This is a genomic window from Algoriphagus sp. (genome assembly GCF_046296635.1).
In the GTDB taxonomy this organism is placed as follows: domain Bacteria; phylum Bacteroidota; class Bacteroidia; order Cytophagales; family Cyclobacteriaceae; genus Algoriphagus.
Genome location: NZ_JBKBKZ010000011.1, coordinates 100,240 through 117,737 on the forward strand (window position 1 = coordinate 100,240; position 17,498 = coordinate 117,737).

A 17,498-nucleotide genomic window follows, 5' to 3' on the forward strand; every position below is an offset into this window, starting at 1 on the left:
GTGGGGGTGTATGTATCTTCCTCAGGAGGAATGATGGATATGATGCAACACATCTGCGTGCAGATCAAAAGCTAAAAGTTCAATATTTCTATTGGTGTTTTCCATTTAAGAGCGCAAAGATAGAATTGCTAAAAGAACATGCAAGGGCGGAAATGGTTTTTTTGGGCGAGAAGAAAAATCATTTATTTTCATCTTATGGCTATTGTATATTCCATCAGCGAGATACCAATCCGAATTCCAACGGAACGTTGGGAACATGTTATTTTAGGCCACCCTGAAATGATCGACTTAGAATTAGAGGTGCTTGAGACGATTAAAAATCCTGATTTTATATTTCAAGGAAAAAACTTGGAGAAAATTGCGGTTAAAGATTATTTAAGCAACTTAGGCAAGTTTATCGTTGTTGTCTACAAAGAATTGAATAAAGAGGATGGGTTTTTGGTAACCTCTTTTTTGACTTCAAAATTGAGTAGATTAAAAAAGAAAAAAATGATATGGAAGAAATAGCATATAAAGACATAAAAGCTGTATTACCTTATTTTCTAAAGCATAAATTTCTGTGGACAAATTATGACGATAAAGCAGACGTTTTATATGTTCATTTTAAGGAAAAGGCAATTTCAGATGATTCTGAAATCACGGACGACGATTTAATTATTCGTTATGAAAAAGGTGAAGTGGTTGGAATAACAGTTTTAAACGCAAGTAAGCGGATGTAATCTCCTGATTTTTCAAATTAAATTCCCGCAGACCTGACTGCCGTCAGGCAAGTTTTTCACAGAAAAAGCCACAGACCTGCCTTCCGCAGGCAGGTTTCCGTAGATTTTTGCCGAGTCTTGATACTTGATACCCTATACTAGCTACTATCTTTCAATCTATCATTTGTAGCTGGTAATGCCTGATCGGTTTTTCGCCCATCAGGTGCTCTATGAAGTAGTCCCATCGTTTTTTAGTGAAATAATCACCCGGTGGACGTCCAAAACTGTGATTTCGGCTTGGCCAAATGAACAGATCGAAGTCTTTGCCGGCCTTGATTAGGTTTTCTGCAAGTTTAAATGTGGCTGAAGGATTGACGTTTTCGTCGATTCCACCATGGGCCAAGAGGAGATGCCCTTTAAGATTGGCTGCATTGGTGATGTTGGATTGTTCGTGATAATAATCCCCAACAGGGTAACCCATGTACATTTCCGGCCACCAGGCTTTTTCCATCCGGAAATCGTGATCACCCGCAGAGGCCACACCTACTTTATAAAAATCCGGATGTAAAAGCATCGCTCTCCCGGCATCATATCCGCCCGCGGAATGACCGAAAATTCCGACTTTAGTTATGTCAATAAACTGCACTTTGCTTGCCAATTGAGTGATTGCAAGCACATGGTCTGTGGTGCCATCTCCAAGATTTCGGTAGGATGCATCCGAGAAAGCCTTTGATCGGCCAAATCCTCCCATACCATCCACAGTCGCGACAATAAATCCAAGCTCAGCCATCGGTTGCTGATGACCAAAAAGTCCAGCTTTGAAGGTTTTGGGACTAGTAGAAGTATGCGGCCCAGAGTAGGTATAGTCGATGATTGGGTACTTTTTCTTGGAACTGAAAGTTGTCGGGAGAAAGTAAACTCCATGGATTTCAGTTTTTCCGTCCTTAGCTGTTGCCATAAATGGAACCGGAGATTTGTAACCTCGACTTTTTAGCTTGGAAATGTCTGCCTCTGAAATTTTTTGCAGATGATTCCCTGTTTTCAGATCGATCAGAATGGATTGCGTAGGTTGATTTACAGTAGAATAATTATCAACTGCAAGTTTACCATCGGAGGAAATGTAAATCTCATGGTAAGCATTTTCTGGAGTTAACAATTGCAGGTCTGAGCCATCGAGATTGACACGATACAAATGGTTGAAGTAAGGATTTCTTCCCGATTCTTTTCCTGAAGCTTCAAAATAAATCACCCCATTTTCTTCATCGAGATGACTCAATTTGTTGACCACATACTCGCCGGAAGTGATTGCATTTATTTCTTTACCAGTATTCCAATCCATTAAATACAACTGATTCCAGCCGGATTTTTCGGAACCTAAAATGAAGTGACCATTTTTCAACCTTCGGAAAACATTATCCCGGTTGACGTGAGTAGGAGAGGATTCGGAGAAAATTTTCCTCGTTTCCAAGGATTCTACATCAATTTCGAGTAAGTGATATTCCTTGTATCCACGGAGGATATGAAAACCGCTTAGCTTTTTACTGTCGTCGGACCAGCGAAGATTGATTCCGATAAAATGCGGCGAAGTCAGTTCAGGAAGCTTTTTCTCCTTCTTTTTTTCCAGATCAAAAATTACCGGAATATACTTGACCACCGTACTGTCTCCGGGAGATCCTCGGTAGTAGGACAGTAATTCCGGTCGGAATTTTTCGTCTTTGCTCCAATCTAACAGGTACATTTTTTCAGCGATCCTTAGATCCACTATCTGTGTGAAAATCTTTTTGGAATCAGGTGACCAGGTGACCATAAAATGAGCAGGACGCTCACCGTTTTCTCCATAGATCATATCACTCCAACCCCAAAATGAAGCATATTCAAAGTCTTTTTTACCATCTAGACTCAGTTGAGTTTCTTCCCCGGTTGTGAGATTTTTAATGAAAAGATTGTAATTCCTACTGAATGCCTTCCATTTTCGATCAGGTGAAAAAGATTCCATTTCGTTACGTTCTGTAATCGGGATAGCATTTAAAGAACCACTATCCAAATTCCAAGTCCAGTTTTGATTTCTCCATAGAAAAGTCACTGTTTTTCCATTGGCGATAGAAACTCGCTCAATGGGCAGATATGATTGATTTATGGATTCACCGGTTTTTTCTTGAAGGAGCTTCGCCAAAAGTTCATGGTCAAAAGCAACTCCAGTTTCAAATGTCAATGTATTAGTTTTGAAAAATCGCTTTCCATCGGGCGTGAACGTCGAATGGACAAATCCTTTACTTCCCTCTATCCAGTTTGGAATTACTTCCAGGTGATAGATTTGCTTTTCAAGATTTCCCGTCAAAAAATAAGCTGCCCGTTGATAAGTTGCTTCAGTAATTTGTGCTGTCAATTGCTGTGAAATACCGAGGACAAACCAACTGAGCAAAATCGTGATGGTGAATCGTCTTTGAGAGTTCATTTATGAATTGATTAATCGAAGGAAGATTAAATTATAAAAAAAGAAATAGGATCAACCCTGCTTTTGGATGAGTTGATCCTATGAGATATGAAGGGTGAAATAATTTTATCCTGTTGTTTGGAGATTTTAGGTTTCTATTTCAGCTACGATTGGATAGTGGTCAGCTGCGCTGAAAAGCTGGCTTTTCACGCTTTGAATCGCTGGATCGTCTTTCTCCAATATTGGATTCCATACTTGTCCTTTGATCAATTTAAGGCCTTGACTGATGAGAATATGGTCAATCAACACGTTGAAAATATCTCCGGTGATGCGATCCCTGAATTTAGAAGAGTAAGGAGTCCAGCCATAACTGGTCAATTTGGGTTTGGGCAAGGCTGCTTTTAATATCCATTCAGGTTTCCAGATGGAACCTAGGATGAGCTCGACAGCACTTTTGGAGAATCGATTTTCATAAAAATCAAGTTCGAAACCGTCGTTAATGTCACCCATAACGATGACATCCTGACCTTTCGCTAAATACTGTTCGCAACGCTCTCTAATGTGCATACATTCTCCATAAAGCTTCAGCCGATCTCGTTGGGAAATCTGCTCAAAACGGGCGTAGTCCACCCTGTCAAAGATTCCCTTGGATTTGGTATGTGCTATAATCACCCGTGAAATGAAAGTATCATCAATACCCAAAATGCTTAATTCCAGCGGCGGACGGTAGTGCTTGTATTGTTCCTTGATCATCCTGTTGGTGGTATCCATCAGAAATGGTTCATTGAATCGCTCGCCATCTTTCATCTCAGGTGTGAAAAGGACTTTCAGTTTGGATGAATCGTAGATCGCGGCTAATTCCTGTTGACCAGCGGAAGGAAATCCATGAATTGCTTTAAAAGTATTTCCCGGAAGGAAATGATTTGCCCAGCTTTCCAGTTGACCAGATGCGGTTTTCTTCCCATTTACCAAGGTGTCCGGTCCTTCCACTATTCCGAGGAAGTCCAAGTTCATTGCCTGAACTATTTCAGCGAGATGTTTACTGCGATTTCCTTCTTTACCCGTTGTTTTTGGACTGCCGTCTGATTCAAACAAGTCGCGCATCCATTGGACGTTGTAGACTCCGATTCTAAGGTTCATAAAAAAAGCTATTAAAATAAAGTGTTGTTAAATTTACCACTTTACCTTAATAGCTTGAATTTCAGGAATATATTTTTTAGACTTTGATGTAGATTTTTCGCTTATCCATCCAAAACCCGATCAGCCAAATCAGTAGCATATAGCAGATTGAAAATAGAAATGAGGCATTTTTTGGACTTAGCCAACTGGTAAATAAACTGGAGTAAATTTTTCCCTGAAGACTTGTGTCACCGATAGGAATCATTGAGAAAATGGAGATAACTACCCCAGAAAGCACATAAAGAATCAATGGATTTCTGCCAAAAGCTTGGAAAAAGTAAGTCCAAGAAATTTGTTTTCTGATTTCAACAATGAAAATCAATGCACCTAAAATCAATAAATCCCAACCAACAGTCAATGTCACATAAGGACTCGTCCAGATTTTTTTATTGATCGGAAAAGCTAAATCCCACAGGTAGCTGACAGCTATTAATGCTATGCCAGCGATGAAAAGGGTTTGTACAGTTGACGTGGTGTTACCTTTCCGTTGGATCATTTTTCCAACAAGAAATCCTGCAATCACATTGACAATGGATGTTAGGGTGCTTAGAATCCCCTCCGGGTCAAATGGTATACCTTCACCCATGTACATTCGGCTTTCACCGATCAATATGCGGTCAAGTTTGATTGCAGCGTTACCAGTTAAACTATATGAATCACCCGCATCTCCAAAGAAATACATGATTGGCCAATAAGCTAGCAAGGCCATAGCACTAAAAATCCATCCTAGTTTTTCTCCACCCCAATAAAGAATTAATGCGGCGAAGAAGTAACATAAAGCAATTCGCTGAAGCACTCCCACGAGCCGTACTTCTGTCAAATTAATAAAGACGAGCTCTCCAGCTTCATTATAGTCGAAAAACGGAAATGCATTAAGCAACCATCCAATCAGGAAAATCAGGAAAGTTCGCTTTAATACTTTTCTATAAAACTCGCCTTTTGGAATTTCCTGAAGTCGCCTCATGGCAAAGCTCATCGCATTCCCCACTACAAAAAGGAAGGTCGGAAACACCAAGTCTGTCGGTGTGAAACCGTGCCATTCAGCGTGGGCTAAAGGTGCATACATTGCACTCCAACTTCCCGGAGTATTGACGATAATCATGAATGCAATCGTCATACCCCGGAGTACATCCAGGGCAAGGTATCGATTGCTCAAAACCTTGGCTTGTGAATCAATGGTCATAGGTGGTTTTTTGGGTAATATGAATGAATCGAAGATAAAAGTTTATTGGAAAAAATTGGGAAGCAAGACCTGATTAAGTTGATAATAACTGAAAAAATGATGTTCAGCAAAATATAATTTCCCTTTATCGGCAAAAAATCCTAAAAATATTTTTAAGAGGATTTAAAATTTATAAGGGGTTTTACTAATTTGAAGCGCGTTCAAAGAATTGATTTTTAACAATTTAAATTTTTATGAAAAATGAAGAAGCTCATAGCTGTTTTAGTGCTTTTACTAGTTATTGGATTTTCATTGGATTTTATAATAGGAGATAGAGCCCATAAATGGCGAACTATTGAGAATGAAAAATTAATTACAGATGAGTACATCGTCTTTTTGAAGCCGAAGCTTTCCAATCCTGAATTGATAAAAGCCTTCGCAAAACGAAAGGGCATTAACCTCGATACCTTACAGATTTTTTCTGAGGGATCGTTTGGGTTTGTGGCTAGACTGAATAAAGTTCAAATTAAATCGCTTAAAGGATTTATGTATTGGACGGGGATTTTCACTCCAGTGACCGAGATTAGGCCAGATTTTTCAGTTCAGTCTACTCGGGCTCGTATGCAGTCAAATCCAATACCACAAAGCACTCGGGCGAGGATGCAAGGCGATTATGACTCCACTTATCAAAGTTCTCCCGGAGTAGTTTACGTGGGAGGTCCTGTGACGCCATCAGACTTTAGTCGAAAAGTATGGGTTATCGATACGGGAATTGACCGAATGCACCAGGATTTGGCAGCTCAAGTTATTGTAAATGGAGGATTGGCAAGATCATTTGTGCCTTCAGAACAGGATCCTTACGAAGATCTAAATGGACACGGGACCTTTTGTGCAGGTCTCATAGGTGCAAAATCAACCAATACCTCTGATCTAAATGTTCGAATGAACGGTGTTGCCCCAGGTGCCAAATTAGTGTCGGTTAAAGTTCTGAATTCTTTTGGGGAAGGATCTTGGGGAAGAGTAATGCTAGGATTGACCTTTGCCTTACAAAAATCGAGCGAAGGTGATATCATCTCAATGAGTTTGGGAGGTGATTATCCTGAAGCTTGCCAGTTTTTCAATGGCTCTTGGTTTAATTCCTTCAGGCAAGCAGTAGCAAACAGGAAAGTTTACGTCGTTATGTCCGCCGGAAACATTGATGAAACCGGTAATCCTCAGCAACAAAATTCTTCCACAATCAACTTCCCTGGTTGCCTTCGTGGAGATAATTTTATAACTACAGGATCAATTTCTGTTACGGGGATGACAGGAGGATATAATGTGGTTTTTTCAGATTTTTCATATCTGGGAATTCCGGCAATCGATTTTGTTTCTCCTGGGTTTAAGGTTTTTTCCACGACAAGCGGTGATAATCGCTATGAAATCAGAAGCGGTACTTCAGCCTCAGCCGCTATTGTTTCTGGTATTATCTATGCTAAAGGTGGAGAACTACCTGTAGGAACAGAAAATATTAGGGGAAATGGTTCAGATGAAAACACTAATTATCCTATAGCTAAGATCCAATGAATAATTGGCGAAAAAAGAATATCAAGTTAATTTTCATCTTTCCCTTTCTGAGGATTTAGAAGAAAGATTTTTGTTGATTACTTTTAGGTCATTTTGAATTTGGGTAATAATATTACGATAACGCATGTCCTTTTTTAATTCAGCGAAAATGGGATTGTATTCTGTGAAAAAAGTATCCCTCCAGCCTCTTTCATACGCTATTTGAAGGTATTTTAAGGATTCAGCAGGTTGGTTTTTGACGGCATATGCTACAGCCAGATCCAAGGGTAGGTAATAATCCTCGTATCCTAAACTCATCGCTTCAAGTTTTACTTGAGTACATTCTTTCAGGATAGAATCTGCCAAATGTGACATTTCTCTTTGTTTCAAAAGATAGGAAAATGCAAGAGGTACTGAGGAATACTTTGGATACTTAGCGCCTTCAAAATGGGTCATTTCTTTGGCCAAATAACGATATGCCGAGTCAAGCTGATTGCTGTAGAAGTAGATATATCCCAGTACCTTAGAATCCAAATAGTCCATTTTTTTGACTTTTTCGGCTTGGAACCAAGCTGAATCTAATTTTCCTTCTTTAATGAACGAAAATGCCTTGAGTTCATAAGTTCCAGCTTGTTTAGATTGCTGAAGAGAATTGTCAAAAAAACGTTGTGCAGTTTCAAAATCTCCAAGTATCTTATATGTCCAGCCAAGATTCTGGGTAGGAATAGGAGATATTGGTCCAAGTTTGGATGATTTTGTCTGAAGTTTTATGGCTTCCTCTAGATTCCCTTTGACAAATTGTATAGTGGCAAGATTGCCTATAGCATCACTTAGGTTGGGATAAAAAGAAAGGGCGGTTTCAAAAGAATTTTTTGCTTTAGTATGTTGACCCTGATCATAATAAACCATTCCTTGAGCATTATAAGCTTCTGCTAATTTGGGTTCTAACTCAAGTGCCTTTGAACTCATCTCCAAACTCTGATCGTACCAAGGGCCATTCGGGTCATCAAAGGCGATTTGATAATAGGTTTTTGCAAGAATCGTATAAGCCAAAGCATAATTTGGGTCTAATGCTATTGCTTTTTTGAGGAGTTCAGAGGCCTCAAAAAACTTTTGAGGATCCTCAAATCCTTCATTGTAAATTTGCTTTGCCTTGAAAAGTAAGTCATAGGCTTCTGCATTAGTGGTTTCCCCTTTTCCAATTTGGATAGATTCTTCGGCTGTTAATTTAACATCCAGGATTTTAGCTATTTCTCGGGCGATATCATTTTGAAGCTGAGTTAAATCTGTTCCTTCCCGAGTGTATTCATCTGTCCAAATGTTTTTATTTTCTTTCGCATCAACTAATTGCAACTTAAACCGATAACCTGAATTAAGCTGCTCTACAGTTCCCTTTAATATAGTTGACACCTGAAGAGCTTCCGAAATGGAGTCAAGAGATTGGCTTTGATTTTTAAAAACGGCCATCGTTTTATATGCAATCGTCTTGATGGAGTTGATTTTAGAAATCTGCCCTATCAAATTTTCAGTCAATCCATCAGTGAAATAGTCTAATTCTGGATTTCCACTTAGATTAATGAAGGGCAACACGGCTACTGATTTTTCTTTTTCCCACACTGAATCCTTCCAAAATGCCGAATAGAGAAATGCGAGCAATAGGATAAAAACAACTCCTAACACTGTCCAAAATTTCCAGTTTTTTTCCTCCTGAACCTTGATGTTCGCTAGAATTTCATGCCGTTTTGGTATAACCAATGGCGGATTTGTCACTGCAAATAGCTCAACTTGCTTCGCCACGTTTTTTAAAGAGAAAAACCCTAAACCTACGGTTTTAAAGTCTACATCATTGTCGATTTCACCGTGAAGTTTTGCGGAAATCAAAATACTTGAAGGCACGCCCACACTTTGAATCCTTGAACTTTGATTCACTGCATCACCAAAAACATCTCCATGATCAAGAATGATATCTCCGCTATGCATTCCGATCCGGAGCTCAAACTTTCGATGTGATTTGGTGACTTCTTGAATTTCAATCGATGCATTTAAAGCTTCACCCGGGGTGTCAAATACTCCTAATATTCCATCCCCAAGTTCTTTAACTATTTGTCCATTGTATTTCCCGAAGATTTCTTGGTGAGTTTGAAGATTCAACTTCATCAGCTCAAATGCAGCATTTTCATCTTGCCCCATCAGACGGGTGTAGCCTACGATATCTGAAAAGAAAACTACAGACTGTTTACGGTTAAGCTCCTGACTCATAAAAAATTTGGTATTTCAGATATGCTATTTTGTTTCTAACTTCCCAAGCTAGGGAATTTTGACTTATTAAAAAAGATCAAAATTTCTGTAAAAAGTGCTATTTACGACTTAATCGCCTTTATTTTGAATCTATATAAATTCCAACCCAGCCCTAAGTTTTCTGTCTCATGATGAGGATTTTCTTAATTTCCCTAATACTCTTTAGTTGTACAGATTCCATATCCACAGGACAAGTATCTGTATCTTGGCAGTTGTTAGAAAATAAATTTACTGACTCCCCACACCATGTCGCTAGGCTTGTTTTGAAAAATAATTCTTCGACACCAATTCAGTCTGGATGGAAACTTTATTTTAATACACCATTTTTATCCATCTATCCAGATGTACAAGACCCTAATTTCAGTATCAAACATCTACAGGGAGACTTTTTTGTCGTGGAGGGAAAAGGGAAAACACCAACAATTCCTATCTCTGGAGAAATCAGCATTGAATATCGATCCAAAGGTCCTTTTCTGAAAAATTCTTATGCTCCGGGAGGTTTGATTTTACTAAGGGCAGACGGGACTCATTTCGAAATTGAAGATTACCACGTCCAGAACATAAGTGTGGATCAACTGGCAAAAATGGCATCACAAACCCCTTTGCCTATTCCGACACCAGCCTACATTTTTCAGCAAAATGAAGGATTATCCATCATTCCAGAAAATAAAATACCGCCTTATTTGCCAAGTCCAAAATCTTGGAAATACACAGGCGAAACACTAAAAATTAGAAATGCCGGACTAGCAGTTGTTGGAATACCGGAATTCATAGATGCTTCCAAACATCTTCTTTTGGCAATCAAAGACGGGTATAAGCCCGAGGTAAATAAGGCAGAAGCGCCGATTAACATCAGAATTGTCAAATCCCCGGAATTAGCCGAAGAAGGGTATGGAATTTCAATCTCAGGAAGAAAAGTGGTGATTTCCGCTTCAACTCCAAAAGGGGCTTTTTATGGTGTTCAATCCTTTTTGGCAATGATGCCTCCAACCTTTTCTACAAATCAGAGCAATGAAATTATCCTTCCCCAAGTAGAAATCAAGGATGAGCCAGCCTATGGATATCGGGGATTTTTCTTGGATGTAGCACGCAATTTCCAGCCTAAATCGCAGATTCTAAAACTGCTGGATTTGATGTCCATTTACAAACTCAATGTCTTCCATTTCAATCTAGCCAATGATGAAGGCTGGAGATTGGAAATACCAGGTTTACCAGAATTGACTGATTTTGGATCAAAGCGAGGATTTTCTGAAGATGAATCGGAATTTCTCTGGCCGTATTATGCTTCAGGTGCAGATTCAAAAATCAGTAAAAGGGGAACCGGATTCTACACTTTGGCGGACTTTCAGGAAATCCTGACTCACGCAAAGGCTCGAAATATTGAAGTAATCCCGGAATTGGGTGTTCCGGCTCATTCCCGAGCAGCCATTTTGGCTATGGAAAAACGATTCGAAAAGTTGCTAAAAGCAGGCAAAACCACTGAAGCGCTTCAATACCGACTCGCAGATCCAAAAGATCAAAGCCGATACCTTTCCGCTCAAAACTTCCGAGGAAATACAATCTGTGTCTGTCAGGAATCGACTTATGCTTTTTATGAAAAGTTGGTCACTGAGGTCAAAGCCATGTATCAAGAAGCTGGGGTTGAATTGAAAAATTGGCATACTGGAGGGGATGAAGTGCCAAGTGGAGTCTGGACGGAATCTCCAATTTGCAAGGAATTTGTGGCAGAAAATCCAGACATTAAATTGGAAGATCTAAATGATTACTTCAGAAGTCGAGCCGCTGAGATATTAAAAAAGAATGGTTTGGAAATGGGAGGTTGGGAGGAAATCGGACAAACTTATGAAGGAAACATAGTGGTTCCGAATACAAAGTTTTCGGATCATAATTGGAGGCTTTATGCCTGGAATGCCGTCGCTGGTTGGGGAGGTGAAGATATGGCCTATCAGTTGGCGAATGCAGGTTATCCTGTGGTGATCTGTTCCAGCGCCAATTTCTATTTTGACCTAGCATACGACTGGGATCCTGAGGAGCGAGGACATACTTGGAGCGGAGTGACGGATATGTATCAGTCATGGAAAACTGTACCCGGCAAGCTCTACCTTTCTCACGATCAGACGATCGAAGGCAATGAGTGGAACTGGACTGAGGCCCAAAAAAACTTCACCAAGCTTACTCCCGAGGGGAAGAAGAATATCATCGGAGTTTCCGGGCAACTGTGGACAGAAACTGTAAAAAGCCCCGAGATGCTGGAATATTATCTTTTTCCAAAGATGCTGGGCTACGTGGAGCGTGCTTGGGTAGGAGACCCACTCTGGTCTGAAAGCAAAACTGAAGTCGAAATGAAGAAGAAAAGATCGGAGGAATGGAATGTCTTCGCCAATCTAATCGGGCAGCGAGAAATTCCCCGATTGGAAACAATTCTTGGTGGATTCAATCATCGAATCCCAAAACCTGGTGTAATCGTCAAAAATGGGATGATTCACGCCAATGTTCAGACACCTGGATTGATCATTCGCTATACTCAGGATGGTACTGATCCAGTTGCGACTTCTCCAATTTACAATGATCCTATTCCACAAAAAGGAGGGGAACGGTTTCAGGTTTTTAGCCAAAAGGGAAACGGAGGCCTGGTAGTTACGGCTAATTGAACTTAATTTAAACTTTGCAAAAACAAAGAATTAAATTTTCACATCACTCGGCAATGGTGCTAGTCTTAAATATTTGGTAATTAATTCTCCAATATAGGTTCCATATAACAATCTAAAAACTCTTCCGTAACACCCTTAAGATTTCTTTTCTGACAGAGGGCGTACAATTCCTCTTCTGCAGAATAGGGGAAAAACCGAGTGTTCAAATCCTTAAATTGTGGCTTGTTAGCTTCCCTTATTACTTTATCTCTATCCTCATCTGGAGCAACAATTACATATCTTGTAGGAAATGGAGGAAACTTGTCTTTAAAGTTTTTCATTCTTGACAATCCGCTTATAACTCCAGTTGAGTGTTCGACTTCCATTACAGCGGGAATTAATTTTCCATTTTTAAACCAAATGCAATCAATCAACAGTGCCGCTCGAATTGCGTCATCATAAGCAGACATCAATTTTTCATCTTTTAATGATACTATTATTCCCTCAAACTCGCCTAACTTTTTATTTTGGTATAAAATACCTTTATCGTTTTGTGCAACCCAAGTTCTAAAACCTAATTGTAATCCGATATGGTACAGAGCAATTTGAATTTGTGCATGTCGCCTTTGTACATTAATATCAATGTTATTGGATTTGATTTCAGATGGCAAAACCAGTGCATCGTAAAATACTTCAAGATTTGGAATTTCAGAGATAACAATTTCAGTTTTCGTTTCTTTAATAATTCCATTTTTGTGTGGCTCATCTGGTGTCCACATTAAGTGTTTATGACCTCTTTTTATTACTGGATTACCACCCGTAGTTTCAATTCGACCGGGGTAACAAAATTGGAATTGTGGAGTGTGAGCAAGCAAAGCTTCTAACACACTTCGCGTATTGTAACTTCCTCCTAAAACTCTATCAAAATTTATTGGTTGATTGACCGTAAACGCATTTGCGATTCTCCAAATCAATTCGGTTGAAATTGGTTCAACTTTTTTTCTCTCAGAAATTTCACCTTTGGATGGATCCCACCTTTTAATTCTAACCGGGCCTTCTGGAAATTCCACCTCTTCAACTTTAATTACACCTTTATTTCTTGGGTTTAAATAGTTATAGGTGGAATTTTTATCAAGCTGATTGATGAATTCTACAATATTGCTTGCTGTTAATTTCCGCATGTGATGTTTTCAAATCTTTTATTGGATTGTTGTAGATGAAATCAAAAATAATTTCGGCTAGACCTTTTGCTGCCAAATATGGAACTCCATTTCCAATTGTCTTAAACATATCCGTAAGTGTAATATTATCAGGTATTACAAACTCTTTGGGTAAAGACTGTATTGCCAGCGCTTCTGCAGCAGAAATTCTTCTAGCCTTATATGGGTGTAAATGAACTTCATTATTTCCATAAGCGGCAGTTGGTGAGTAACGCCACCGATGTAAACGTTTGTAAGATTTTTTTAAATCATCACCCTCATCAATTACTTTAAATTTTGCGAGGCCTGCCCTTGGAGTGAAAAAATGATTTCTATTTGGGTGTTGTTCGACATCGTTCTTTTTAAACCAATGTTCAACTGTTAATTCTATAGGAATATTGGACGGTATAGGCTTTAAAGAATCTTCTTCGAACTTCTCTAACGCTGGCCAATTCAATTTAAAAACTTCATCGGCTTTGAACAAAGTATTCTTTTCCCAATTAAAGTTTTTTATTAATGGTGTGCCATTTAATTTAAAACCAAAATCACCTAAAGAATTTTTTTGAAATCCAATCAAAATGATTCTATCTCTATCTTGGGGTGCGCCAAACTCAATTGCGTTGATTAGCTTTTCGGTAAGATAATAACCCGAATTGATCAACTTCAATTTCATGGCCTCAAAAAATTCTCTGTGTTTAGTTGTCCTGTAAAGGCCTTTGACATTTTCGAATAAAAAAAAATCGGGCTTATTTCTACAGATCAACTCTATGAATGTGCCCGATAATTTTCCGTTTTCACCAGACTGACCTCTATTTTTTCCAGCAACAGAAAAATCTGGGCAAGGTGGGCCACCAATAAATCCAACGATATCGTGACTTTTTTTTGCTTCTTTTAAATTATCTGCCAACCAGATTGAATTTAGATTAATCAAGTTTTCTGTAATATCAGCTACTTGATAACCAAAAACAGGTGGTGCTATTCCTAAATTCTTTCTTGATGCAACATATATATCGGCAAACGCTTTATGATATTCATTCATAAATAGGGTTTCAAAGTGACCAGTTTTTTCAAAACCCAAGTCAAGGAAACCTGCACCCGCAAAAAATGAGAATATGCCAATTTTTTTTTCCATCGTTTCATTCAAAGGTAATAATTTAAACCTTTTAAATCCCGACTCATTTTCTGTTTGTTGCCAATATTAATGAACAATTTACCTTGGATAAAATATTCAATATTGCAAGCCACACAAACCGACCCAATAAACGAAAATCACAAGAGGGCATTTTTTTAAACGATTTTGGACAGTGCTAATATGACGAGATTAAGCTAAGCCCTAAGAGGATCACTATCGGTAACATTGGCTTTTCAAAAGAGGGTTCATGCCATAGTTTACTGATTTTGATTTTCAATAGGTATGATTTTCGAATGAAAGGTATTGCCCAAAAAATCAGCAATAGGAATTAAAAAAAACGTTTCCCTAGATTAAAGAATCTTAACCTGTCTTTTATATTTCTCGATTAAAGAATCATTGTAAGCTTCACCGTCATCTGAGTTGGAACTATTGAAAATCTCCGGTTGAATTCCTTTTTCCAGCAAAATTGTAGCGGATTGAATCAAAATGGTATGAAGCAATGCTGTGCCAACGACGGTAGAAGTCGCTCCCATTTTGGATTTTAAACCAGGTAGACTAATGGAAGCATCACCAATTTCGCCATAAGTGTCCAAGAAAACATCACTGACTTGGTACAATTTCAGGCCGGATGAATGTCTGGAATCCACTGATTTGCTATGACGTAAATTAGTCAATGCTATGACTTTTGCTCCCGACTTTTGTGCCAATTGAGCCATTTCGATGCTAACTGAATTTCTGCCGGAATTTGAAGCAATGATGAAAACATCGGTTTCAGTCATTTTATATTCCTTTAAAAGTTTATCTGCATAGCCTTCCCGGCGCTCCACTTCTGTACTTCCTGAAGCGTCTTTATGCAGCATCAAGTCAGGATCCAGAATTGGTATGACTCGAGCAAATCCTCCAGCTCGATAAAAAATCTCCTCCGAAAGCATGTGGGAATGACCTGTGCCACTGGTGTAGATCCAACCTTTATTTTCCAAGGCAGTCGCAATCCATCCAGCAGCGAGACCAATTTCTCGTTCTTGTTGAAAGGCAAGCTGGAGTTTTTCAAAAACCACTTGTTGATATAGTTTGTAGGGTGCAATGCTCATGATTGGGCCAATTCTTAATTCAAAATAATCTCATCCACGAAAACCCATCCTTTTGCACCTGCGCCGGGATGCCAAGCAGGAAGTTTGGAAATAGGTTTGAGTCTGATTTTAAGCTTTTCAAAACTTGGTTCAGGAAGGGAATAAGACAAAACGCCAAATCTTTTTTCCTCAAGTTTCGAAGAGCTTTGTGTCGGAGTTTCAGGTATTTTTTGCCATCCAGATTGATCTCCCGTCCAGATTTCCACAGTTTCCGGAGGAAAGATGTAAGCCCCTTCATTGATCAAGATGCTCAAATCCATCGTTTTAGGTTTGGAGTCTTTCTCCAAAAATATCTCGATTTCTAATGGGGTATCTGTAAATCCAAGCCAATCGCCAGAACCGTGGTTCGTTTTGCCTTTTATTCCATCAAACAAAGTTGAGGCTCCCTTGGCTGAATAGCGAGTGTGGGGTTCGTAGGCAAGCTTATAGGATTGAGGTTTAATTCCCTCTTTGAAAAGAAGTGTCGAGACCGTCGGACTTCCATTCCACTCTGCTGCAAATGCTTTGGTACGGATTTGAGTGGTCTTTTTTAGCCAAATTGGATTGGAATAAACCGGACTTTGAATACTGTCAGGTTCTGAACCATCCAAGGTATATCGGATTTCTGCAGTTCTGATAGGGTGAGAAATGACCAATTCGATAGAGTCCTGAAAAAGCACTTTGTCAAATTCTATCTTTGGTGAATTGAGTGCATAGATCACTCCTTTACCATCAAACCCAAAGCCGATTCGAGCATTGGGGATTGCCTTTTTTAATTCTTCTTTTTCCAAATCGCTTAAACCGGAATTCCAGAGAAATAGCTTTCTGATTTGCTGAAGTTTGCTGAGATCTTTCACAACTTGCCCGCTAAACTGATTTCCTGAAAGGGCCAAATTCTGTAGGTTTTCTAGTTTTTCCAAGCTGGAAAGTTGGGTTGAAGAAACTCCTGTGAAGTTTAGTTGCAATTCTTCCAGATTGGAAAAATCCTTAAGAAAACCCAAATCGACTTCAGCGAGGGGCATGCGGTTCAGGTTTAGCTTAACAACCTGTTCTTTTACTTTTTTCAGATCCTTGAGTGAAGCAGGATCAAAAGTTGAAATGCCATAATAAGCCACTTCCAAAGCTGGAGAACCCGGGTATACTGGATTCACTTTTCGGAAGTAGTTGTTTAGTTTCTTAATCTCTGATTCTGAAGCCGGATCAAACGTGTAGACTTTCTGATTGGAAAATTTATTGGAGGCCAGCTGAAATAGCACTTCCTGGGATTTCAACTCAGTCACCTTTTGATCAAAAGAAGCTCCTGCTGCAACCCAAGCCTCCAAAATTTCAATTTCCTCGTCTGTCAGCTGGGCCTTATTTTTTGGAGGCATGTGCTCCTTTTCATCTTTTGGTAGATTGATTCGTTGAATTAGGAGCGATTTTTCCATGTCTCCCGGAATTACAAGTGGCCCGTTTTTTCCACCTTTTTGCAATCCTGCCAATTGATCCATCCGAAGTTCGCCTTTGATTTTGCCTTCCTTGTGACAGGCGATGCATTTGGCTTCTAGGATGGGCTGCACCAAATGTTGAAAGACCTCAGCGTTTTCCAACGCAACCAGTTCCAATTCATTTGATCGAAGCGGAGCAAGGAGAAAGTCTTCACCATGAGTCAGATTTGCTCCAAAATGACCGGTTAGAATAATTGAAACAGCTAAAGTTGCTGAGGTAGCCCGTAGAAAAACAGTAGACTTTTCTCTGAAAAAATAAATCAATACCGCAAGAAAAAGGGAGCCAACACCCAGCCATTGATGCCAACCTAATGCATCGCCTTCATAGTCTTCACTTGCCAAAATCAACCCGGCCACAACGGTAATCCCCGTCAAATTTGCTCCGAGTAGCAGGATTTGAGCACCAGCCTTTTTCAATCTTTCGTCTTGAAGCCAAAGCAATATCACTGCCATCAAAAGCAACACAATCGGGAAGTGGAGTAGGAGTGGATGGGTCCTTCCCAATACTTGAAGTGCAGCTGGGATTTGTAATGAATCTCCTGCTATACTCAGGATGAATGCCAGTCCTAACCAGAAAAAGAGAAGACTTTCGAGAATCGAATTGATCCGGGATACTTTGGGCATA

General features: G+C 39.4%; 12 protein-coding genes. 4 read left to right on the forward strand and 8 right to left on the reverse strand.

Annotated features, from left to right (window positions below):
- The first annotated feature begins 195 nt into the window (after positions 1 to 195).
- Together ACK4HU_RS10245 and ACK4HU_RS10250 are read left to right on the forward strand one after the other, a co-directional pair.
- Positions 196 to 507, forward strand: coding sequence for a hypothetical protein (locus ACK4HU_RS10245; RefSeq protein WP_409806420.1), 312 nt, complete (start codon positions 196 to 198; stop codon positions 505 to 507).
- A complete protein-coding gene (locus ACK4HU_RS10250; RefSeq protein WP_409806423.1) occupies positions 495 to 719 on the forward strand; it encodes a DUF2283 domain-containing protein in 225 nt (74 codons plus the stop codon). Before ACK4HU_RS10245 ends, ACK4HU_RS10250 begins: the two co-directional genes overlap by 13 nt.
- Positions 720 to 870: 151 nt before the next feature.
- Here the strand turns inward: ACK4HU_RS10250 and ACK4HU_RS10255 are convergent, their stop codons facing one another.
- From ACK4HU_RS10255 to ACK4HU_RS10265, 3 genes are all read right to left on the reverse strand, one after another.
- A complete protein-coding gene (locus ACK4HU_RS10255) occupies positions 871 to 3,153 on the reverse strand; it encodes a DPP IV N-terminal domain-containing protein (RefSeq protein WP_409806426.1) in 2,283 nt (760 codons plus the stop codon).
- 126 nt (positions 3,154 to 3,279) lie between these two features.
- Positions 3,280 to 4,272 carry a hypothetical protein gene (locus ACK4HU_RS10260; protein ID WP_409806429.1) on the reverse strand — a complete coding sequence of 331 codons (993 nt, stop codon included), beginning with the start codon at positions 4,270 to 4,272 and terminating at the stop codon, positions 3,280 to 3,282.
- A gap of 76 nt (positions 4,273 to 4,348) precedes the next feature.
- Complete coding sequence (locus ACK4HU_RS10265) at positions 4,349 to 5,494, reverse strand: acyltransferase family protein (RefSeq protein WP_409806432.1); 1,146 nt, start codon at positions 5,492 to 5,494, stop codon at positions 4,349 to 4,351.
- Between the two features lie 240 nt (positions 5,495 to 5,734).
- Here ACK4HU_RS10265 and ACK4HU_RS10270 point away from each other — a divergent pair, with 240 nt between their 5' ends.
- The gene (locus ACK4HU_RS10270; RefSeq protein ID WP_409806435.1) at positions 5,735 to 7,039 is read left to right on the forward strand and encodes a S8 family peptidase; all 1,305 of its coding nucleotides are present in this window, start codon (positions 5,735 to 5,737) and stop codon (positions 7,037 to 7,039) included.
- 33 nt (positions 7,040 to 7,072) lie between these two features.
- Here the strand turns inward: ACK4HU_RS10270 and ACK4HU_RS10275 are convergent, their stop codons facing one another.
- On the reverse strand, positions 7,073 to 9,277 hold the full coding sequence (locus ACK4HU_RS10275; RefSeq protein WP_409806438.1) for an adenylate/guanylate cyclase domain-containing protein: 2,205 nt from the start codon (positions 9,275 to 9,277) through the stop codon (positions 7,073 to 7,075).
- 167 nt (positions 9,278 to 9,444) lie between these two features.
- Here ACK4HU_RS10275 and ACK4HU_RS10280 point away from each other — a divergent pair, with 167 nt between their 5' ends.
- Entirely contained in the window at positions 9,445 to 11,967 is a 2,523-nt protein-coding gene (locus ACK4HU_RS10280) for a family 20 glycosylhydrolase (RefSeq protein WP_409806441.1), read from the forward strand.
- 80 nt (positions 11,968 to 12,047) lie between these two features.
- On the opposite strand, the gene ACK4HU_RS10285 is transcribed toward ACK4HU_RS10280, so the two are convergent.
- From ACK4HU_RS10285 to ACK4HU_RS10300, 4 genes are all read right to left on the reverse strand, one after another.
- On the reverse strand, positions 12,048 to 13,127 hold the full coding sequence (locus ACK4HU_RS10285) for a restriction endonuclease (RefSeq protein WP_409806444.1): 1,080 nt from the start codon (positions 13,125 to 13,127) through the stop codon (positions 12,048 to 12,050).
- The gene (locus tag ACK4HU_RS10290; protein ID WP_409806447.1) at positions 13,078 to 14,289 is read right to left on the reverse strand and encodes a DNA cytosine methyltransferase; all 1,212 of its coding nucleotides are present in this window, start codon (positions 14,287 to 14,289) and stop codon (positions 13,078 to 13,080) included. The genes ACK4HU_RS10285 and ACK4HU_RS10290 overlap by 50 nt, the downstream gene beginning before the upstream one ends.
- 338 nt (positions 14,290 to 14,627) lie before the next feature.
- Positions 14,628 to 15,368 carry a sugar isomerase domain-containing protein gene (locus ACK4HU_RS10295; RefSeq protein ID WP_409806450.1) on the reverse strand — a complete coding sequence of 247 codons (741 nt, stop codon included), beginning with the start codon at positions 15,366 to 15,368 and terminating at the stop codon, positions 14,628 to 14,630.
- Between the two features lie 14 nt (positions 15,369 to 15,382).
- Positions 15,383 to 17,497 (reverse strand): c-type cytochrome domain-containing protein, encoded by a 2,115-nt coding sequence (locus tag ACK4HU_RS10300; protein WP_409806453.1) that lies wholly within the window; start codon positions 17,495 to 17,497, stop codon positions 15,383 to 15,385.
- Position 17,498: the final 1 nt, after the last annotated feature.